Raw genomic sequence first — 21,083 nt, forward strand, 5'->3', positions numbered from 1 at the left:
CGGGAAGATCGAGCACGAACGAGTCGTCGTGATCGCAGGCCGCGGAGAACACGTCGGCCAGCAGCGAATCGCCGGGGAGTTCCTGCGTCGTCACCGGGAAGCCGGTGCCGCTGTCGGACAGATAGCCGTTCGATGCGCGCAGCCGGCGCAACCAGCCGCGCAGCCGGCCGAGCGCGCCGCGCAGTCCGCGACACGCGCTGCCCTGCAGCGACGATGTCGGCGCATACAGCGACAACGCGATCGTCGGTGCGCTGGCCGCCTCGCTGCCGGCGAGCAGCGCGGCGACCGCCGGCGGCAGCAGCTCGGTCAGCGCCGGAATCGTCGCGTCGCCGGCCGCAACGCGTGCGCGCAGGTCGGGCGGCAGGTCGCCGCCGAGTTCGTTGGTATGGCACGACAGCGCAAACAGCACAGGATGCGCGCCGCTCGGATCGCGCGGCGCGAACTGGTGCCAGGTCTCGCCAGCGAAGCGCACGGTGAACAGGCTGTCGGGCGGAATGTCGATGCAGCGCAGCGCACGGACGAACGTCTGCGGATCGCGAGCAATGTCGGCGGTGCTCGCGCTCGAAAAGCGCAGGTGCGCGCCGCCGCTGCCGGAAATCGCCGTGAACACGCGATGCCCCGCATGGCGATGGAACGGATGGCCGTGCGGGCCGACGGCGAACGAATACAGCGAGGTCGCGTCGCCGCGCGCGAGGTCCATGCCGGCGAGCCGCGTCGACGGTTCGTCGAGTTCGTCGACGAAGTTCGCATGCGCGCGCTGGCGCTCGGTCGCGGCGGCATACAACTGGTCGCCGGCACCGATGCCGAGCTGCGCGATCAGCGATACTTCGACCGGCGGACCGTCGCCGGCGCCGCGCAGCCGCGCGGTCGGAAAACTCTGCACTACCTGGGTCAGGGCCAGCATGTCCGTGTTCCTCGTCGATCGGGCGTTCAACGGCGCGATGCGCGCTTGCTCAGGATTTGCGTTCGCTGCGCTTGCGCACCTGCGCGCGACGTTCGCGCTTGATCGGGCCGGCCACGGGACAGAGCTCCGCGACCCACGCGAACACGGTATTGGCGAGGCGGTCGCGGACGAGCCGGAAATAGACGAACTGGCCGCGCTTCTCGCGTTCGACGAGGCCGGCCTGCTCGAGGATGCGCAGATGGCCCGACAGCGCCGGCTTGCTGAAATCGAAGCGTTCGGCGATCTCGCCGGCGCTCAGCTCGCCCTCGCTCAGATAGGCGAGAATCTTGCGCCGCGCGGTGGACGCGAGCGCCTCGAATACCGTGTCCATGACTGTTCATCAGTTAATTAGTTAGTTAACTAATATCGGTCGGCTGCCGCAGCGTCAAGCCTGATCGGCAGGCTGCGACATCGCGCCGCAGACGCGAGGCCCGTTCCCGCGCCGATCCTGCGTCGGCGACAATGCGGCTTTCCAGCCGCCGGGGCCGCGCATGTCCGTCGTAGTGTCCGAAACTGCTGTTCCTGCGCTCGATGCTGTCGACACCCCGGCGCTCGTCGTGGATCTCGAGCGGCTCGACCGCAACATCGCGCGCATGAATGCGACGACGGCGCGGCTCGGCGTTCGCCTGCGGCCGCATGTGAAGACCGCGAAATGCACGGCGGTCGCGCGGCGCATCTTCGGCGGCATCGGCCCGATCACGGTGTCGACGCTGCGCGAGGCGGAATATTTCTTCGCCGACGGATTCGCCGACATCTGCTATGCCGTCACGTTCGCGCCGGCCAGGACCGCGCGCGCGGCAGCGCTCGCGCGAGCCGGCGCGCGCCTGAGCCTGCTGGTCGAGGATGTCGCGACGGTGCGGGCGATCGCAGTCGAAGCCGCACGCGAAGGCGTGCGCTTTCGCGTGCTCGTCGAAATCGATGCAGACGGGCATCGCGCCGGACTGCGTCCCGGCGACGGCCGGCTCGTCGACGTCGCGCGCGCCGTCGACGAATCCACACATCTCGATTTTGCCGGCGTGCTGACGCACGCGGGCAGTTCCTACGCCTGCGTCGGCGCGGACGCACTGCGCGCGCACGCCGCGCTGGAACGCGATGCGGTCGTCGACGCGGCCGCACGACTGCGCGCCGCCGGCATCGGTTGCGACGAGATCAGTGTCGGCTCGACGCCGACGCTGAGCCACGCGAGCGATCTCGCCGGCGTCACCGAAGCACGCGCCGGCGTCTACGTGTTCGGCGATCTCGTGCAGAGCAACATCGGCAGCTGCGCGCTCGACGACATCGCGCTGTCGGTGCTCGCGACCGTCGTCAGCCACAAGCGCGATACCGGCCGCGTCATCATCGACGCGGGCGGACTCGCCCTGTCCAAGGATCACGGCACGGCGAACCAGGCGATCGACTACGGCTATGGGCAGGTCTGCGACCTGTCCGGCACGCCGTTGCAGGGACTCTGCGTCGTCGAGGTCAATCAGGAACACGGCCTCGTCGCGTCGCGCGACACCGCTGCCACTGCGGCCATGTTCGACGCGCTGCCGATCGGCAGCCGCGTGCGCGTGCTGCCGAACCATGCCTGCATGACCGCAGCGGCGTACGACGGCTACTGGGTCGACGGCGGCGCGGCGCTGCGACGCTGGCCGCGCTGCAACGGCTGGTAGGACGGCTCGGCCAGGTACGCTCAGCCGGCGCGTTCGATGCGCGCGGCATAGCAGCCGCGCGTCGCGTAGTGCGCGTGGATGTAGCTCGCATTCGGATCGGCGAACAGCCGCACGACCGTGTCGGCGATCGCATCGCCAGTCGCGGGTTCGGCGGCGCAGATGTGGTGCGTCGCGTCGAAGGCGCGCAGCGAGATCATGCGCCGATGGAGCACCTCGGGGATCATGCCGACCGCGTCGAAGGCCTGTTCGGCGCCTTCGCGCACGAAGATCGCGTGGCTCGCGCGATACGGCGTGTCGGCAGGCTGATGGACGTAGTTGAGCAGCAGCAGGCGCTCGCCGGGCTCGGCGTCGCGCAGTTCGATGCGGTCGGGAAAGCCGGGCAGACGGTCGGCGACGCAGCGCTGCGCGCCGTGAGCGCGCAGCGCTGCGTCGGAAAGACCGAACAGGTGACGGAACGGGGCGGGCGACAGGCCCAGGATGCGAAACGTCATGTGCGGGCTCCGGCAGGCGGCGATGCACAGAGCCTGCGGCACGGCGGCCGCGCCGGCCATCCGCATCCTGCGCTGCCGGTCCGCTGCATGCCGTATCGCCGCGGCGTCATCGGTCGGCATGGGCGATGCGGCGCAGATGCGCGTGCAGGTCGAGCACGAGCGCGCGCTCGTTCGCGTCGGGCATGTCGTTGGCACTGGCCGCGGCGAGCAGCCGGCGCAGGCGGCCCGACGCGGTCGCGATCGGGCGGCGCCGCACCGGCGGCGCCGCCGGTACGATAAAAGTGGAAAACGAAAACAGCGGCAGCGGTCGAATCGGCATTGGATGGTGTCCTCGCGAGCGTGGAAGAGAGCGCCCGACGCGCGACGCCGCGCCCCGTGAAACGGGGCGCGGGACAGCGTGGAGTCGGGGTCGTCGCGGTCGCTGCGGCCCCAGGGAAGGCCGGCGGGACGACGTCGCAGAGTATGCGGGGACGCTATCTCACGGACTGCGATGCGCGCTGCGCGCCGCCGCTCGGGCGCGGCCGGCGCCGGCTCACGCGGCGCGCGGGACGGCGGCGTGGGCGTCGAGCAGCAGGTCGCTCGCGCGCTCGGCGATCATCACCGTCGGCGCATTGGTGTTGCCGCCGGGCAGCACCGGCATGACCGACGCGTCGACGACGCGCAGCGCGTCGATGCCGCGCACACGCAGTTCGCTGTCGACGACGGCGCCGTCGTCGTTGCCCATGCGGCAGGTGCCGATCGGGTGGTAGATCGATTCGGCCTTGCGCCGGATGAACGCGACCATCGCGGCTTCGTCGACGACTGCCGCGCCCGGAAAGATCTCGTCGCCGCGATAGCCGTCGAACGCCGGCTGCTGCAGGATCTGGCGCGACAGCTGCGCGGCCTCGACGAGCATGCGCAGATCGAAGCCGTCGGCGTCGCCGAGATAGTTCGCGCGGATCGCGACCTTCTGCGAGGGATCGGCCGAGCGCAATGCAAGATGTCCGCGGCTGCGCGGGCGCAGCGCGCAGGCATGCAGCGTATAGCCGAAGCCGGGCAGGCGGTTGCGGCCGTGATCGTCGAGCAATGCTGGCACGAAATGGAACTGCAGGTCGCAGCGCTCGTCGGGCGCGAGCCGCGAACGCACGAAGCCGCCGGCTTCGGCGATGTTCGACGTGCCGATGCCGCTGCGGCGCAGCAGGAATTCCAGCGCGATCGCGACGTCGTTGGTCTTGTCGTAGGTGATCGGCTGCGTGCAGCGTGTCAGCGTGCAGATGTCGAGGTGGTCCTGCAGGTTCGCGCCGACCGAGCCGTTGTCGGCTTCGACGCGGATGCCGTGTGCGCGCAGCTGGTCGGCCGGGCCGATGCCCGACAACATCAGCAGCTGCGGCGAATTCAACGCGCCGCCGCTCAGTACGACCTGCGCGCCTTCGGCGCGCTGCAGCCGGCCGTGACGGCGATACTCCACGCCGATCGCCCGGCCGTTCGCGATCAGCACGCGCTCGGTGGCCGCGCGCGTGACGACGGTGAGATTCGCGCGACCGCGCGCGGGACGCAGATAGCCTTGCGCCGTCGAGCAGCGCGCGCCGTTCTTCTGCGTGACCTGGTAGTAGCCGAAGCCGCTCTGGCTCGCGCCGTTGAAATCGCTGCTCAGCGGATAGCCGAGCGACGCCGCCGCGTCGATCGCCGCCTGCGACAGCGGATTGTGATGCCGCAGGTTCGACACCGACAGCGGGCCGTCGCCGCCGTGCAGACCGTCGGCACCGCGTTCATTGCCTTCGCTGCGGCGAAAGTAGGGCAGTACCGCATTCCAGTTCCAGCGCGCGTCGCCGGCGAGTTCCGCCCACTCGTCGTAGTCGCGCGCATCGCCGCGGATGTAGCACATCGCGTTGATCGAACTCGATCCGCCGAGCACCTTGCCGCGCGGCCACCAGAGCCGGCGGCCGTCGAGGTGCGGCTCCGGCTCGGTATAATAATCCCAATTGACGCCTTTCTTGCCGACGAGCTTGGCGATCCCGGCCGGCATGTGGATGAACGGATGCCAGTCGCTGCCGCCCGCTTCGAGCAGCAGCACGCGATTGCGGGGATTCGCGCTGAGCCGGTTCGCCAGCACGCAGCCGGCCGAACCCGCGCCGACGATGATGAAGTCGTAAGTCATTGCCCACGCCCTGGGGAGGACCGGGCGAGGCTAGGTGCCGTGGCTAGAGCAGATGCTCCATCGCAGTGCAGCATCGGAGGCCCTCAGGCGAGCACGTGAACTGCATCCCCAACCCCAATCGTGCCGCTGCCGCGCGGGATCAGGTTCTGTCCGAACGTCACGCCGCTCGGCGAGCGGCGATAGGTCGTCAGTGTCTTCAGGGGTTCGCCGCTCGCGTCGCGTTCGCCGCGCTGCGGGTCGACCGTCGTGAAGATGCAGCGCGTGCACGGCTTGACGAGGTCGAACTCGACCTCGCCGATGCGGATGCGCTTCCAGCCGTCTTCGGCGTGCGGTTGCGTGCCGGAGACGACGAGGTTCGGCCGAAAGCGCAGCATCTCGACCGGTTGGTCGAGGCGCGCATTCAGCGCGTCGAGCGCGGCCGAAGAAATCAGCAGCTGCGGATAGCCGTCGGCGAAGCTGACTTCGTCGCCGGGCTTGCCGTAGTCGGGATTGACGCCGCGGTGCGCCGCGTCGTCCATGTGCACCAGCGAGAGATCCGCGCCGAGGAATGTGCGGAGCCACGCGCTTGCTGCTGCATCGGCGCAGGCCGCGTCGACGCTCGATCGCCAGATCGTCACGTCGCGGCGCGGCGCGGCGGCGGGCGGCGTCGCGATCTCGATCGCGGGCATGTCGGGCGCTTCGAGCCGCAGTCCGCCGGGCAGCGGCGTCGCGCGGATCAGCGGCATGCGCGAATGGGCCCGGCCGGTCACGAACGCGCCGTTCGCATCGACGACGAGCCAGCGGCGATCGCCGGCGAGTCCGCGCGGTTCGACGCGCGCCGATGACGGCGCGAGCGCGGCGCAGGATTTGACGGGATAGACGTAGAGTGCGCTGAGCGTCGGTTTCATGCGGCGATTATGCCGTGCACCTTGCCGTCGCGCGTGCATGCTAGGCTCTGCGCCGCCCTCACGCCGCGGAATCGGCATGCACGCATCGCTCGTCAAGCTGGAAGCCTGGCTGCGCAACACGGTCAAGCCGCACGAGTGGTCCGCGTTGCTCGTGTCTTCGGGCTATTTCTTCTGCGTGCTCGCGGCGTACTACATCATTCGCCCGGTGCGCGATCAGGCCGCAGCCGCGGCGGGTTCGACGCAGCTGCCGATCTTCTACCTCATCGTGCTTGCAGCGACCCTGCTGCTGACGCCGATCTTCGGCGCGCTCGCGGCGCGCTTCCGGCGCAGCCAGTTCGTGCCGGCGGTCTATGCGATCGTCGCGGTCTGCACGATGTCGTTCATCCCGCTGTTTTCGCTGCAGAACAATACGAATGCAACGCTGCTCGGCGCGCTGTTCTTCGTCTGGGGCAGCGTATTCAACCTGCTGATCGTCGCGCTGTTCTGGAGCTTCATGGCGGACATCTTCGACCGCGAGCAGGCGCGGCGGCTGTTTCCGCTGATCGCGATCGGCGGCGCGCTCGGCGCGATCGCCGGGCCGACCTTGACCAAGTCGCTGGTCTACGTCGTCGGCGTGCAGGGACTGCTCGTCGTGTCCGGCGCGCTGCTCGCCCTGTGTATCGCATGCATCTTCTGGATGCTCGGCTGGGCGCGGCGCCACCCGGTCGCGGGCGAGCCCGATCGCGACCAGCGCGTGATCGGCGGCAGCATCATCGCCGGCGCCATCGAGACGTTCCGCTCGCCGTTCCTGCGCCGGATCGCCGTGCTGATGCTGCTCGGCGACTGCGTCGGCACGCTGGTCTATGCGTTCCTCCTCGACTACAACCGCGCGACGTTTCCGGCGCGCGAGGCGGGTATCGCGTTCGCGTCGAGCATCGACCAGGCCGCGAACGTCCTGCAGATCGTTTTCCAGTTGTTCCTTACGCGCGAAATCATGACGCGCATCGGGCCGATCGCCGCGCTGGTCGTCGACGGCGTCGTCAAGGCGGTCATGCTGATCGGACTGATCTTCCTCGGGCCGGCCTGGATCGTCGTCGTCGCGATCGTCACGCGTGCGAGCGCCTACGGCATCTTCAAGCCGGCCGCCGATTCGCTGTACACCGAAGTCGACGCGGAAACACGCTACAAGGCGAAGAATTTCATCGACACGGCGGTCTGGCGCTTCGGCGACGTCGCAGTGACGACGCTTCTGAACCTGCTGCGAAGCGTCGGCGTCGCGACGGCCGGTCTCGCCCTGCTGGCCGCGGCGGCGGGTGCCTCGTCGGCCTGGGTCGGTTCGCGCATGCGGCGGATCCTGCCGGAATCAGTGACCCGGCCGCCGCCGGCCTGATGCCGCTGCGTCGCGAAGTCTTGTCGGAATCCGCCGCTTCACGACGTTTCCGTTGAGCGACATCGGCGGCGTGATCGCGGCATGCCCGGTGTCTGCCGGCAGCGAACCCCGTAGACTCGCCGCTGTCGTTGCAGCAGTCCCTTCGCCGCGATCATGGAGCCGGTCATGCGTCGAGTTTTCTGTCTGTCGTCGCTTGCGTTCGTCGCGGCGCTTTCCGCGGTCCAGGCGCAGACGCCTGCCGCGGCACCCGATCCGATTCCCGCGGTGCTGCGCGACTGGCGCGGCTGGGTGCTGAAGGATCAGGAATTCCGCGCGTGCCCACTGATCGCCAATGCCACTGCTGACGATGCCGACGACTTCGTCTGCGCATGGCCGGGCCGCCTTGCGCTCGACGCCGACGCGAACGGCCTGCGCTTCGCGCAGCAGTGGCGGGTCGATGCGACGAGCTGGATAGGACTGCCGGGCGACGCCGAGGACTGGCCGCAGGACGTCACCGTCAACGGACAGGCCGCGCCCGTGCTCGAACGCGACGGCGAGCCGCAGCTGCACCTGGCGCCCGGCAGCTATCGCATCGAAGGCCGCATTCCGTGGCAGCAGCGCCCGCAGCAGTTGCGCGTGCCTGCGGTCACCGCGCTGATCGAACTGCGTGCCGACGGCAAGAACGTGCTCCCGCTGGAGCGCAGCGGCGACCAGCTCACGCTCGGTCGCGGCGAGGCCTCCGAACCCGAAGCCGACGCCATCGCGATCGAAGTGTTCCGCAAGCTCACCGACGACGTGCCCGCACGGCTCGAGACGCGGCTGCGGCTGCACGTCTCGGGGCAGGCGCGCGAGGAGACCGTGGGTCCGGTACTCCCGCAGGGCTTCGTGCCGCTCGCGCTCGGCGGCGGCCTGACCGCGCGCCTCGGCAATGACGGCCGCCTGCACGTGCAGGTACAGCCTGGCGACTGGGATCTGAACCTGCATGCGCGCGCGACCGCGCCGCTCGTGAAGGTTTCCGCGCCGACCATCGACGAGCCCTGGCCCGCGCAGGAAATCTGGAGCTTCGAGGCACAGAGCTGGCTGCGCGTCAGCGGCGCGAACGGCGATACGCCGATCGACCCGGCGCAGGCCGGCGTGCCGAACGAATGGCGCGGGCTGCCGGCATTTGCGCTGGCGCCCGAGTCGGCGCTGACGATCGAGGAGCGCTCGCGCGGTCTGTCGGGCGAGGACGCGAACCGCCTGACCCTGCAGCGCGAAGTCTGGCTGCAGTTCGACGGTGCCGCGCTGTACGCGAAGGATCGCATCGCCGGCACCATGCATCGCGACTGGCGCCTGGACATGAGCGCACCTTACGTGCTCGAACGCGCGCAGAGTCGCGGCGAAGGTCTGCTCGTGACCAAGTCGACCGACGGCGCGACCGGCGTGGAGCTGCGCGAGGCCGCCGTCGATCTCGGTGCCGGCGTGCGCGTCGCGCGCGGCGGCGCCTTGCCGGTCGCCGGCTGGCGCCAGTCGTTCGATGCGATCAGCTGGCGTCTGCATCTGCCGTACAGCTATCGCCTGCTGGCCGCGCCCGGCGCCGATCGCGCCGACGGCAGCTGGGTCTCGCGCTGGACGCTGCTCGATGTGTTTCTCGTCGCGGTGACGGCGCTGCTCGCGGCGCGTCTGCTCGGCTGGTTCGCCGGAGCGCTCGCGCTGGGCTATCTCGTGTTCGGCTATCACGAGCCGGGCGCGCCGCTGTGGACGCTGCTCGTCGTCGTCGCGCTGGGACTCATCGCGAAGGCGCTGCCGGTCGGACGGTTGCGCGCGAGCGTGCAGATCGCCGCCGCGGCGGTCGGTGTGCTGCTCGTCATCGTCGCGCTGCCGTTCTTTGCGCAGCAGGTGCGCTACGCGCTGTATCCGCAGCTCGAAACCGGCTACGGCAGCGCGCCGGTCGATACGATGCTTGCCGGCATGGTGGCGGAAGAGGCGCCCATGGCGCAGATGGAAATGGCCGAGTCGAACGTGGCGCAGCCGCTCGCGGCGCCGCCACCGCCGCCCGCACCCGCGGCGCCTGCCGTCGCGCCGCAGCCGGCGCGCAAGGGCCTTGCCGATGCCTTCGGCGGCGCGCCGGGCAGCCTGGCTTACCAGTCGGTGAAATCGCGGGCGCGCCAGCAGCAGAACAATCTCGTGCAGCGCTACGCGCAGAACACCGTGATCCAGGCCGGCCGCGGCGAACCGTCGTGGAGCTATGGCCGCGTCTACGACCTGTCCTGGAGCGGCCCGGTACTCGCCGATCAGGACGTGCGACTCGTGATTTCGCCGCCGTGGCTCACGCGACTGCTGCGCATCGCGATGCTGGCGCTGCTCGTCGCGACCTTGCTCGCGCTCGTCAGGCGCCTGCTTGCTGTGCATCGCGCGAACGCGGCTGCCGGGGCGAGCGCCGCGGCTGCCGCGGCGGCGAGCTGGATCCTGCTTGCGGTGCTGGCCTCGCCGATCGCCGTGCGCGCCGAGGAAGTCGCCGCTGCGGGCGCGCGTGGCGCATTGCCCGACCAGGCGCTGCTCGATCAGCTGCGCCAGCGCCTGACCGAAGCGCCGCGCTGCGCGCCGGACTGCGCGCGCGCCGCGCGCGCCGAGGTTGCGCTGAACGGCGACGCGCTGCAGCTTTCGCTCGATCTGCATGCGGGCGAACGCGTCGCCGTGCCGCTGCCGGTCGTCGACGGCGGCGCGACGCTCGACGAAGTGCGCGTCGACGGCGTCGTCGCGGAAACGGTCGTGCGTCATCAGGAGCAGGACTGGCTCGCACTGCCGCGCGGCGTGCATCGCGTCGCGCTGAGCTATCGCATCGTCGAATCCGACCACATCGCGCTGAAATTCGTGTTCGCGCCGGCTGAAGTACGCGTGAATCTCGCCGGCTGGCAGGCCAGCGGCGTCAGCGACAATCGCCTGCTCGGCGACACGGTGACGCTGTCGCGCGAACGCACGGCCGCATCGGCACCCGCACGCGGCGGCGCGCAGCAGTTTCCGCCCTACGTGCTCGTCGAACGCGCGCTCGCGTTCGACCTGGAATGGCGCGTGCTCACGACGGTGCGGCGCCTCGCGCCGGCCGACGGCGGCTTCTCGGTGCGCGTGCCGCTGCTCGCGGGCGAGCAGGTCATGAGTTCCGACACGAAGGTCGAAGGCGGCCAGGCGCTGGTGTCCTTCGGCGCCGACGAGAACGAAGTCAGCTGGGACAGCACGCTCGCGCGCGGCGAGGCCGTCGAACTCGTCGCGGCCGCGCTCGACCAGCGCGCCGAAGTCTGGAGCGTCGTGCTGAGTCCGACCTGGCATGCCGATTTTTCCGGCGTGCCCGAGGCGCGGCAGCATCCGCAGGGACAACAGTGGGTGCACGAATTCCATCCGCTGCCCGAGGAAAAGCTGCGCATCGCGCTGTCGCGGCCGGAAGCCGTCGCGGGCAAAAGTATCGCCATCGACGACGTGCAGATCACGACGGCTGCGAGCAAGCGCGCGCTCGACACGACGCTGGAAATCTCGCTGCGCAGCACGCAAGGCGGCGAGCACACGGTCACGCTGCCGGCGGGCGCCGAAGTGCTGTCGGTCGAACAGAACGGCGTTGCGATCAATCTGCGTCCGCGCGACAACAAATTGAGCCTGCCGGTGACGCCCGGCGCCAAGCGCTACAAGATCAGCGTACGGCAGGCGCAGGAGCTCGGCGTCAACGCGAAGACGCCGGCGTTCGATCTAGGACTGCCGTCGGCGAACCCGCAGTTGAACCTCAATCTGCCCACGGATCGCTGGGTGCTGTTCACTTACGGACCGTCGGTCGGGCCGGCCGTGCTGTATTGGGGCGAACTCATCGTCATGATCGTGCTCGCCTATGCGTTGAGCCGTACGCGCCGCACGCCGCTGAAACTCTGGCAGTGGCTGCTGCTGGGTTTCGGGTTCTCGACGGCATCGTGGTTCGCACTGATCGTCGTCGTGATCTGGCTGTTCGCGCTCGATGCGCGCGCGCGCTGGAACCCGGCGTCGACTGTCGCCTTCAACCTCGCGCAGGTCGCGCTCGCGCTGTTCACGCTGCCGGCGATGCTGTGCCTCGTCGGCGCGGTCTACGCCGGACTGCTCGGCGATCCGGACATGAGCGTCGTCGGCAACTGGTCGAGCGCGCGCAGCCTGCGCTGGTTCGCCGACCAGAGTGCCGCCGTGCTGCCGCAGGCCGGCGCGCTGACCCTGCCGATCTGGCTGCACAAGGTCGCGATGCTGGCCTGGGCGCTGTGGCTCGCTTCCGCGCTGGTCGGCTGGCTGCGCTGGGCGTTTGCTGCATGGTCGAGCGGCGGCTACTGGCGGCGCGACGTGCGCGTACGCGTGAAGCTGCCCGAACCGCCGCCGCCTCCGCCGCAGGCGAGCGCGTGAGCCTCGTGCGACCGCGCAAGCCGTGAGCCGCGTGCGCGATTGCCTCGCGGCCGCCGCACAACGGCTCCCGGGCGACGAGGCGCGGCTCGAAGCCGAGGTGCTGCTGCTGCACGTGCTCGGGAAGCCGCGGGCCTGGCTCTATGCGCATGCACTGGACGAGTTGACGCCGGACGAGCGCGACGGCTTCGACGCGCTCGTCCGGCGCCGTGCGGACGGCGAGCCGGTCGCCTACCTGACCGGCTCGCGCGAGTTCTGGTCGCTGCCGCTGCGCGTGACGCCGGCGACGCTGATTCCGCGCGCCGACACCGAGCGGCTCGTCGAACTTGCCCTCGAGCGGCTGCCCGAGGACCGCGCCGTCGACGTTGCCGATCTCGGCACCGGCAGCGGCGCGATCGCCCTTGCCGTCGCGTCGGAACGGCCGCTCGCGCGCGTCGTCGCGACCGACGCGAGCGAGGCCGCGCTCGCCGTCGCACGCGACAACGCCACGAGGAACGCTATTCCCAATGTGGAATTTGCGCGCGGGTCCTGGTTCGCCGCCGTGCCCGGGCGGCGCTTCGATCTGGTCGCGTCGAACCCGCCGTACATCGAAGCCGGCGACGCGCACCTCGAACAGGGCGACCTGCGCTTCGAGCCGCGTTCGGCGCTCGCTGCCGGCGAGGACGGACTCGACGACATCCGCCGGATCGTCGCCGCGGCGACTTCGCACCTGAACACCGGCGGCTGGCTGCTGCTCGAGCATGGCCACGAACAGGGCGACGCCGTGCGCGTTCTGTTGGTGCAGGCCGGGTTCGACGAGGTCGCGACCTGGCAGGATCTCGGCGGTCGAGACCGCGTCAGCGGCGGCCGCTGGCCCTGATGGCGCAGAAACGTGATGAAGTTGGCATTTCCTGTGTCGACCGCTTCAACTGCCAACCGGATCACACCTCACGGACACCGGCACCTGGGATCAGGAACATACGCTCCAGGCCACATGGCTGGTGTGGCCCCCGCCGCGGAGCGAGTCAAGGCTCCAGTGCACAGCGACTGTCGTGAGGCAGGCGCGGCGGGACCCTCGGCAGGCCGACTTCGGTCGCCGCCAACGGAACGTGCTCACGGCCCCCGCATCATGCGGGGGCTTTTTTTTTGTGGCGCCGGGAATGAAGTGCCGCGTCAGCCGGCGCTGCGCAGCGGTGCCGCGGGCTGCGGCAGCAATGCGGCGAAGCGCTGACGCACAGCGCGACGGATGCCGTCGGCGTCGACGCCGCTTTGGGCGAGCAGGTCTTCGCGGCTCGCGTGATCGAGAAACACATCGGGCAGGCCTAGCTGCAGCAGCGGCTTGGCAAGGCCCTCGGCCGCAAGGAACTCGGCGACGGCCGAGCCGGCGCCGCCTTGGACCGCGTTGTCTTCGACGGTCACGAACGCATCATGGCTGCGGGCGAGCTGGCGCAGCAGGTCGGTATCGAGCGGTTTCACGAAGCGCATGTTGACGAGCGTCGCGTCGATCTCGCGCGCGACCGTTTCGGCGGCGGCGACCGTGCTGCCGAAGGCGAGCAGGGCAACCGCACGGCCCTCGCGACGCAGTTCGGCCTTGCCGATCGGAATCGTCGTCAGTTCCGGGTCTACGGCGCGCCCCGGTCCCGTACCTCGCGGATAGCGCACCGCGGCCGGCCCGTCATGCTGGAAGCCGGTCGTCAGCATCTGGCGGCATTCGGCCTCGTCGGCCGGCGCCATGACGACCATGTTCGGAATGCAGCGCAGGTAGGACAGGTCGAAGCTGCCCGCGTGCGTGGCGCCGTCCGGGCCGACGACGCCGGCGCGGTCGATCGCGAACGTCACGTCGAGGTTCTGGATCGCGACGTCGTGGATGAGCTGGTCGTAGGCGCGCTGCAGGAACGTCGAATAAATCGCGACGACCGGCTTGGCGCCTTCGCAGGCCATGCCCGCGGCCAGGGTCACGGCATGCTGCTCGGCGATCGCGACGTCGAAGTAGCGTTGCGGGTACTCCTGCGAGAAGCGCACGAGCCCGGAGCCTTCGCGCATGGCCGGCGTGATGCCGTACAGCCGCTCGTCCGCGGCGGCCATGTCGCAGAGCCAGTCGCTGAAGATGTCGGTATAGGTCGGCTTGCCGGGCGCCTTCTTCACGAGTCCCTTGTTCGGGTCGAACGGACCGACCGCGTGGTACTCGATCTGCTCGGACTCGGCCGGCGCATAGCCCTTGCCCTTGGTCGTGACGACGTGCAGCAGCTGCGGGCCCTTGAGTTCCTTGACCGTGCGCAGCGCGTGCAGCAGCGACGGCAGGTCGTGCCCGTCGATCGGTCCGGTGTAGTGGAAGCCGAGTTCCTCGAACAGCGTCGACGGCACGAACATGCCCTTCGCATGTTCCTCCCAGCGCCGGAAAAAGCGCCAGATGAAGGAGCCGCGCGGCATTGCAGCCTTGGCCCGGTCGCGCAACTGGTTCAGACGGCGGCTCGACATCAGGCGCGCAAGCATCTTGCTCATCGCGCCGACGTTCTCGCTGATCGACATGCCGTTGTCGTTGAGGACGACAAGCATGTCGGGTTCGACGTCGCCGCCGTGATTGAGCGCCTCGAACGCCATGCCGGCGGTCGCCGCGCCGTCGCCGATGACGGCGACGATCTTGCGACGGTCGCCCTTGCGCTGTGCCGCGATGGCCATGCCGAGCGCGGCCGAGATCGAGGTCGAGGAATGGCCGACGCCGAAGGTGTCGTAGTCACTCTCCTCGCGGCGCGGGAACGGCGCCAGGCCGTCCTTCTTCTTGACCGTCGTGATGCGGTCGCGCCGGCCGGTCAGGATCTTGTGCGGATAGCACTGATGGCCGACGTCCCAGACGAGGCGGTCGTGCGGCGTGTCGAAGAGATAGTGCAGAGCGACCGTCAGCTCAATCACGCCGAGTCCGGCGCCGAAATGCCCGCCCGAGGTCGCGACGGACTCGACGAGGTAGGCGCGCAGTTCCTGGGCTACGGCGGACAGATCGGCGTCGCCGAGCTGGCGCAGGGCGGCGGGCGAGTCGAGCTTGGCAAGGAGCGGGTAACGCTCGGAGTCGATCATTTCTACGGAAATCCGGACGACAGGCCGGTATTTTCGGCGACGCCTGCGGCCGGGGCAAGGAAACAAACTTGCAAAACAAGGGCAAGGACTGCGGCACGGTGCCGCGGCGCCCGGTCTCGCCGGTTCACCTGTGCGCGGACACCGGGCTCAACTGGCGCGCCGGTGCTTCGGCAGATGGCCGACGAGAAACTGCATCTGGTCGGCGAGGATGTTGCGGTTGGACAGGATCAGGTGCTCGACCCAGCTCGGACGGTAGGGCACCGCGAGCAGCGGCATGCCGGCTTGCTGCGGCGTGCGGCTGCCTTTCTTCACGTTGCAGTGCAGGCAGGCGCTGACGACGTTCTCCCACTCGTCGAGACCACGCTTGGACAGCGGAATCACGTGGTCGCGCGTGAGCTGGTTCTTGTGGAAATGCTGGCCGCAGTACAGGCACAGGTGGCGATCGCGCGCGAACAGTGCGGTGTTCGTGAGGGCCGGGGCCGGCTCGTAGCTGCCGGGTCGCGCATGACCGCGGCTGGCGACGATCGGATGCAGGTCGAGCTGGCTTTGCAGTCCCGAGTCGCGATTCATGCCGCCGTGAATCGTCAGGCACGGATCGCCGAGGGTCCAGGCGACCGCGCCGCGCACGTAGAGGCAAACGGCGTCCTGCCAGCTCATCCAGTCGAGGATGCGGCCGGTGGAATCCAGCGACAGCACGCGTGTCGTATGGATGTCGTTCCGAGTACGGATAGCGCCGAGCATTCAGTCCTCCGTTTGCGCCAACTGCGAAACGGGCGTTCCTGCCGTCGTAACTCCCTGATTGCGCGAGGAGCATAACGGAATTCACGGAGGAAGGGGCGGGCGGCAACGGACCCGTCGAAGGCATCGGACGAAGGGTGAGCCTTCGTCCGCTGCCGTCAGTTCAGGAGTTGCTCAATCACCGGTGACCGTGGCTGTAAACGCACCGGCGGTCGTATTGCCCACGAGGCTGTTGTTCTTGTACGTGCTGATCGACGCGCTGCTCGCTGCCGCCACGCCCGTGCCGTTTCCACTGATGATCGTGTTCGACACAAAAATCGACGACGTTGCGTTCAATGCGCGAATGCCGACGGCCGTGTTGTTCGTCACGCGCGAGTTGCTGACATTGATGAGTACGTTGGCACCGGCACTGTTGGCAAAAATGCCATTCTGGTCGCTGCCGCTAACGACGGAATCATTCACGGTTGCTGTGCCGGACACGACGGTCAGGCCGTTCTTGTTCGAGAACAGGCGAGTGTTCTCCATCACGAGCGCCACCGAACCGCCGACGCCCGGTGTCACGGAGATGGCAGAGCCGCCGGCAACGCGCGAAATCGTGGTGTTGCGTACGAGCACTCTGCTGGCGGTCGTCGGCGACAGATCGATGCCGTTGTTCGCTACGCCCTGGATCGCGCAATCTTCGACGATGAGGCGACCACCGGCGAGGAAACGAATGCCGTTGACGCCCGTCAGTACGCCGTTCATTTGCAGGCCGCGCAGAGTGACGACATCGTTCACGCCCGCGTTGACGACGACCCCGTTCGTGCCCGCGCTGACGACACCCGCGAGCTGGCCGTCAGTCTCGATCGTAATCGACTTGGTAATGGTCACGGCGCCGAAACCGCCCGGATCGAGCACGCTGATCGTTCCGCTTGCCGCAGTCTTCGAAATCGCACCCGCAAACGTCTTGCACGGCGCAGTCCGGCTGCACGGATTCGCATCGTCGCCGACGCCGGATACCCACGTGCGAGTGGCCTGGGCGTAGGCGCTGCCGGCCAGGAGCGCATACAGCGCGACGGCCGCGACGAGGTGACGGAACACGGTGGAAGGTTTCATGGATTACCCCTGTGAATGGACGAGTGAGAAACACCGCGCCGGGCGTGGACCGGTCCTGATCGCAAAGCGCATAAAGGCCGTCGGAACTATTGCCGGCGACAGCGAAACGCGCGGACCCGTCGCCCCCGGCCGGTCCGGTGCGGATTGTATGCCTCCCCCCGTCTCACGGCGTGAGGGAAACGCGCACTGTCGCGGCTTACTTGACGGGCTTGACCATGCGCAGCAGCTCGACCCCGTAGCCCTTGCGTTCGTAGAGGGAACGCGCGCGGGCGTTGCCCTCGAACACGGCCAGCGTCACATGGCGGCAATGGTGTTCGCGTGCGAATCGCTCGCTGTAGGCGAGCAGCGCGCTGCCGACGCCCTTGCCGTCATGGCCGGGCGCTGTGACCAGGTCGGAAACATGGCAATTCTGCGCACCTGTGAAAAAGTCCGTCATGAGCTGCAGGTGCAGGAAACCGACGAGCTCGCCGTCGTCGTCTTCGGCGACGAACAAATGGGAGCCCGCGGGCTGCTCGCGCAGATGGCGCGCGATGTCGCGACGTATGCCTTCGGCGGTTTCGCCGCGGCGCCGCCAGCGCGGCAATTCGAAATCCACGAAACGATCGACAAGGCCCAGGATGAAATCGTCGTCGCCGGCATCGGCCAGGCGAATGTGGATACCGGCTTGTTGGTCCATGGTCGCTGCGTTCGGAGTGGAGTGCCGCCGTTTTTCGCGCGGCGCCACCGGCCCTGCGCGACGTACGCAACTTAAGCCAAGGCCGGGGCGCCGCGCCAGTCCTCTCCTGCCGGCGACCGCGCGTGCGGCCGCCGGCGGAGCCTGTCTCAACCGAACAGAGCGTCCGGCATCGCCATCAGACTTTCGGCGCCGGCCCGGATCGCCGCTATGTGCCCGCGCGTGCGCGGCAGCAGGCGCGAATAGTAGAAGCGGGCGGTCAGGCGCTTGGCCTGCTTGAACTCGGCGCCGTGCGCCGATGCGTCGGCGGCGGCCACGCTGCGCGCCCAGAAATAGGCGAGCGCGATGTAGCCGGCGTAGAACAGATAGTCGACCGCGGCGGCACCGAGTTCCTCGGCATCGCCCATCGCTTTCTTGCCGATTTCCTGGGTCAGCGCGATCCATTCCTGAGTCAGTTCGGCCAGCGGCCTGATGAACTCGACGAGTTCGGGATTGGCCTGCTGCGCCTGGCAGAACGCGCTGATTTCCTCGACGAAATGGCGCAGTCCGGCGCCCTGCAGCTGCATGATCTTGCGGCCCAGCAGGTCCAGCGCCTGGATCTGCGTCGTGCCTTCGTAGATCGTCGTGATGCGCGCATCGCGCATGAACTGTTCCATGCCCCATTCGGCGATGTAGCCGTGGCCGCCGAAGATCTGCATCGCGTTGTAGGTCGACTCCTGCGCGGTCTCGGTCAGCATCGCCTTCACGATCGGCGTCATGAATCCGAGCAGCTCGTCGGCGCGCTGGCGCTCGGCCGCGTCGTCGCTGCGTTCGATGACGTCGACCAGCAAGGCGGCGTAGTAGCCGAGCACGCGGCCGCCTTCGGCGAAGGCTTTCTGCGTGAACAGCATGCGGCGGATGTCCGGGTGCACGATCAGCGGATCGGCCGGCTTGTCCGGGCGCTTCGGGCCGCTCAGCGAACGCATCTGCAGCCGGTCGCGCGCGTAGGCCAGCGAGTTCTGGTATGCGCGCTCGGTCAACGCGAGGCCTTGATAGCCGACCGCGATGCGTGCGGTGTTCATCATGGTGAACATCGCATTGAGGCCCTTGTTCGGCTGGCCGATCAGATAGCCCTCGGCGCCGTCGAAGTTCATGACGCAGGTCGACGACGCCTTGATGCCCATCTTGTGCTCGATCGAACCGCAGGCCAGCGTGTTGCGATCGCCGACGCTGCCGTCGCGTGCGACCTTGAACTTCGGCACGATGAACAGCGAGATGCCCTTGGTGCCGGGCGGTGCGTCGGGCAGGCGCGCGAGCACGAGGTGCACGATGTTCTCGGTCAGATCGTGCTCGCCGGCCGTGATGAAGATCTTCGTGCCGCTGACGCGATAGGTGCCGTCGGCGGCCGGTTCCGCCTTGGTCTTGAGGAGGCCCAGGTCGGTGCCGCAGTGCGGCTCGGTCAGGCACATCGTGCCGGTCCAGCGCCCCGAGACGATGGGCTTGAGGAACACCTCGCGCTGCCACTCCTCGCCGTGCTGCTTCAGTGCTTCGCTCGCGCCGTGCGACAGCAGCGGGAAGTTCGCCCACGACAGGTTGGCCGAATCGAGCATTTCCTTGACGACGGCGCCGATGCCTTCTGGCATGTGCTGGCCGCCGTACTGCTCGGGCGCGTTGAGCGCGGCCCAGCCGCCGTCGCAGAACTGCGCATAGGCTTCCTTGAAGCCTTTCGGCGTCGTCACGACGCCGCCGGCGAAGCGGCAGCCTTCCTGATCGCCGCTCTGGTTCAGCGGCGCAAGCACCTGCTCGGCGAAGCGCGCGGCTTCATCGAGCACGGCGTCGCAGACGTCGCGCGTCGCCGCATCACCGCCGGGCAGGCGTGCGAACAGGGCCTCGGCCCCGAGCACGTCGAACAGGGCGAAACGCATATCGGTCAGCGGGGCGGCGTACTTGCTCATGAGTCAACCTTCTGTTCGTCAACGGTAGGTATTGGGCCGGCCCGGCACCGGCGACAGCCGGCTGGACTGGCTCAGCGGGAATTTCTTCGAGGGTTCGCCGGTTTCGATGCCGCCGCGCAACTGGTAGCCGATGCTGCCGCTGCGCGCCGCCTCGGTGAGTTTCGCCGCCGCCTCGTGGCTCGGCGCGAGCGTCGCTTCGACGACGTCGGCGGACTGGCCCGGGATTTCGAGCATCGGGCGCAGGAAGATCGCGCCGGCGTTGCTGCCTTCGATCTCGAGGCCGGCCTCGAGCGTGTCGAACCGCATCGCCACGGTGCTGAAGTTCTGCACGCGCAGTTCGATCAGCCAGCGTCCGTCGGCCTGTACCGACAACTGCTGGACGCTGAGCGCGGGCGGGTTGATGCGACGGACGGGCTTGCCGCCGCCGCAGGCGGCGAGCAGGACCAGGGACACGAGGACGAGCGTGAAGCGAACCAGGTACGACGGCTTCATGGATGGACCTCAAACGATTGTTTGAATGTTAGCGTGCGGCCGGCGGCGCGGGCAAAGGGCAGCGGCCGGACAGCCTAGTTTGGCCGATCTGACCCGACGATGATCAATGCTGGCGATGCGTTCCTTTCATCGTCCCGGTGCCCTGCGATGTCTGCATGCCGGGCGATGCGGGCGTCGGGATTCCGCGCGTCCGATCCGTCCCGACGCGGCTGTCGCCGGCGCGGATCCGCTGCGCCGCCAAAATTTTTGCCGTGCACGAACCGGAAGGCGAATCGACCGGCCGGCATTGACCGCTTCGCGCCCTGCGGAACCGGGAAACCCTCCCCGCCGATCGGGAGGGTCATGTCGCGCGCAACCGGGTTCAGTCGATGCAACCGAGCCCGTCGATCGTCGTGAGCCGCTCGATCGTCATCGTGCCGGTCGGCGTGAACGCCGGATCGGCCGTGGTCCAGGCGACGGTCGCATGGTCGCAGACGATCGTGCCGCCGTCGGCGAAGCGCGCGTTCGCAAAGGTTCAGCGCACCGGTGCCGCCGAAGCGAACAACGGAAGCAGGAGCAGCAGCAGGCAGGCGGCGTACGCCGCGCGGCGCACCCGGGGCATGGAGCAAACGGACATGGTTTCCCCCTGATTGGAAACGTGATCGATGATGCGATCCGTCCCCGGGCGGCATTCGGCCGGCCATGGCTGTGCCCGCACCTGGACGCGGACTCGCGGTATCGACGATACCGCAGGCCGTCACACAGCGAGTCGTTCAGGCTCGTTGCGACCTGTGTCGCGCAGTTCATCGGCCGGCGCGGGTTTGCGCTAGCATTGCCCCCCTTCGCCTTCCGGCAGAGGTATTCGTTCCATGCGCCAGTAATGCCGCCGTCGTCCTGACGGCCCGTCCGAACCCGTTCCCGTCGAACGGATCGCGCACCGGCATCTCCTGGAGTCCGCATGAACACCGTCTTCGCTACGCTCGAACGCGTGTCGTACGCGCTGCCTGACGGCACGCGCCTGTTTTCCGATTTGAACCTCGTGCTCGACGGGCGCCGCACTGCGCTCGTCGGCCGCAACGGCGTCGGCAAGAGCGTGCTCGCCGACATCGTCGCGGGACGGCGCGCACCGTCGGCCGGGCGCCGCCTCATGGGAGTGCGCGTTTTCCACTTGTCGCAGAATGTCGCGCCGGCGCCGGCCGCGACGGTCGCCGCGCTGGCCGGCGTCGGCGCCGAACTCGCGGCGCTCGGGCGCATCGAGGCCGGCAGCGTCGACGAGCGCG

General features: G+C 68.8%; 17 protein-coding genes and 1 pseudogene. 6 read left to right on the forward strand and 12 right to left on the reverse strand.

Features of this window, described 5'->3' with window-relative positions; all coding sequences use genetic code 11:
• Both VLF18_RS22170 and VLF18_RS22175 read right to left on the reverse strand, forming a co-directional pair.
• Nucleotides 1-904 (reverse strand): annotated as a pseudogene (locus VLF18_RS22170) (DUF2867 domain-containing protein); the annotation flags it as partial.
• A 49-nt stretch (nucleotides 905-953) separates the two neighbouring features.
• Nucleotides 954-1,274, reverse strand: a complete 321-nt coding sequence (locus VLF18_RS22175; RefSeq protein WP_325281809.1) for a metalloregulator ArsR/SmtB family transcription factor — start codon at nucleotides 1,272-1,274, stop codon at nucleotides 954-956.
• A 160-nt stretch (nucleotides 1,275-1,434) separates the two neighbouring features.
• On the opposite strand from VLF18_RS22175, the gene VLF18_RS22180 reads away from it, so the two are divergent.
• The gene (locus VLF18_RS22180) at nucleotides 1,435-2,595 is read left to right on the forward strand and encodes an alanine racemase (protein ID WP_325281810.1); all 1,161 of its coding nucleotides are present in this window, start codon (nucleotides 1,435-1,437) and stop codon (nucleotides 2,593-2,595) included.
• Nucleotides 2,596-2,615: 20 nt separating this feature from the next.
• Here the strand turns inward: VLF18_RS22180 and VLF18_RS22185 are convergent, their stop codons facing one another.
• The 4 genes from VLF18_RS22185 to VLF18_RS22200 form a co-directional block, all read right to left on the reverse strand.
• On the reverse strand, nucleotides 2,616-3,086 hold the full coding sequence (locus tag VLF18_RS22185; RefSeq protein WP_325281811.1) for a DUF1203 domain-containing protein: 471 nt from the start codon (nucleotides 3,084-3,086) through the stop codon (nucleotides 2,616-2,618).
• A gap of 106 nt (nucleotides 3,087-3,192) precedes the next feature.
• The gene (locus tag VLF18_RS22190; protein WP_325281812.1) at nucleotides 3,193-3,405 is read right to left on the reverse strand and encodes a hypothetical protein; all 213 of its coding nucleotides are present in this window, start codon (nucleotides 3,403-3,405) and stop codon (nucleotides 3,193-3,195) included.
• Nucleotides 3,406-3,618: 213 nt separating this feature from the next.
• Nucleotides 3,619-5,223, reverse strand: a complete 1,605-nt coding sequence (locus VLF18_RS22195) for a choline dehydrogenase (protein ID WP_325281813.1) — start codon at nucleotides 5,221-5,223, stop codon at nucleotides 3,619-3,621.
• A gap of 83 nt (nucleotides 5,224-5,306) precedes the next feature.
• A complete protein-coding gene (locus VLF18_RS22200; RefSeq protein ID WP_325281814.1) occupies nucleotides 5,307-6,110 on the reverse strand; it encodes an MOSC domain-containing protein in 804 nt (267 codons plus the stop codon).
• 76 nt (nucleotides 6,111-6,186) lie between these two features.
• On the opposite strand from VLF18_RS22200, the gene VLF18_RS22205 reads away from it, so the two are divergent.
• The 3 genes from VLF18_RS22205 to prmC all read left to right on the forward strand — a co-directional run bounded on the left by VLF18_RS22205 (nucleotide 6,187) and on the right by prmC (nucleotide 12,700).
• Nucleotides 6,187-7,479, forward strand: a complete 1,293-nt coding sequence (locus VLF18_RS22205) for an NTP/NDP exchange transporter (protein WP_325281815.1) — start codon at nucleotides 6,187-6,189, stop codon at nucleotides 7,477-7,479.
• 165 nt (nucleotides 7,480-7,644) lie between these two features.
• Nucleotides 7,645-11,844 (forward strand): hypothetical protein, encoded by a 4,200-nt coding sequence (locus VLF18_RS22210; protein ID WP_325281816.1) that lies wholly within the window; start codon nucleotides 7,645-7,647, stop codon nucleotides 11,842-11,844.
• 22 nt (nucleotides 11,845-11,866) lie between these two features.
• The gene (gene prmC, locus VLF18_RS22215; protein WP_325281817.1) at nucleotides 11,867-12,700 is read left to right on the forward strand and encodes a peptide chain release factor N(5)-glutamine methyltransferase; all 834 of its coding nucleotides are present in this window, start codon (nucleotides 11,867-11,869) and stop codon (nucleotides 12,698-12,700) included.
• A 293-nt stretch (nucleotides 12,701-12,993) separates the two neighbouring features.
• On the opposite strand, the gene dxs is transcribed toward prmC, so the two are convergent.
• From dxs to VLF18_RS22245, 6 genes are all read right to left on the reverse strand, one after another.
• The gene (gene dxs / locus VLF18_RS22220; RefSeq protein ID WP_325281818.1) at nucleotides 12,994-14,892 is read right to left on the reverse strand and encodes a 1-deoxy-D-xylulose-5-phosphate synthase; all 1,899 of its coding nucleotides are present in this window, start codon (nucleotides 14,890-14,892) and stop codon (nucleotides 12,994-12,996) included.
• A gap of 147 nt (nucleotides 14,893-15,039) precedes the next feature.
• A complete protein-coding gene (locus VLF18_RS22225) occupies nucleotides 15,040-15,633 on the reverse strand; it encodes an HNH endonuclease (RefSeq protein ID WP_325281819.1) in 594 nt (197 codons plus the stop codon).
• A gap of 171 nt (nucleotides 15,634-15,804) precedes the next feature.
• Nucleotides 15,805-16,725: a right-handed parallel beta-helix repeat-containing protein gene (locus tag VLF18_RS22230; RefSeq protein ID WP_325281820.1), complete on the reverse strand. Its 921-nt coding sequence runs from the start codon at nucleotides 16,723-16,725 to the stop codon at nucleotides 15,805-15,807.
• Between the two features lie 196 nt (nucleotides 16,726-16,921).
• A complete protein-coding gene (locus VLF18_RS22235; RefSeq protein WP_325281825.1) occupies nucleotides 16,922-17,401 on the reverse strand; it encodes a GNAT family N-acetyltransferase in 480 nt (159 codons plus the stop codon).
• 146 nt (nucleotides 17,402-17,547) lie between these two features.
• Nucleotides 17,548-19,332: an acyl-CoA dehydrogenase C-terminal domain-containing protein gene (locus VLF18_RS22240; protein ID WP_325281821.1), complete on the reverse strand. Its 1,785-nt coding sequence runs from the start codon at nucleotides 19,330-19,332 to the stop codon at nucleotides 17,548-17,550.
• Between the two features lie 18 nt (nucleotides 19,333-19,350).
• Complete coding sequence (locus tag VLF18_RS22245; RefSeq protein ID WP_325281822.1) at nucleotides 19,351-19,824, reverse strand: hypothetical protein; 474 nt, start codon at nucleotides 19,822-19,824, stop codon at nucleotides 19,351-19,353.
• Between the two features lie 368 nt (nucleotides 19,825-20,192).
• Between VLF18_RS22245 and VLF18_RS22250 the strand changes: the two genes are divergently transcribed.
• Entirely contained in the window at nucleotides 20,193-20,453 is a 261-nt protein-coding gene (locus tag VLF18_RS22250; protein WP_325281823.1) for a hypothetical protein, read from the forward strand.
• A gap of 308 nt (nucleotides 20,454-20,761) precedes the next feature.
• The coding region (locus tag VLF18_RS22255) for an ATP-binding cassette domain-containing protein (RefSeq protein ID WP_325281824.1) at nucleotides 20,762-21,083 on the forward strand (322 nt) is incomplete at its 3' end.

It is taken from the genome of Tahibacter sp. (genome assembly GCF_035481375.1).
Classification (GTDB): Bacteria; Pseudomonadota; Gammaproteobacteria; order Xanthomonadales; family Rhodanobacteraceae; genus Tahibacter.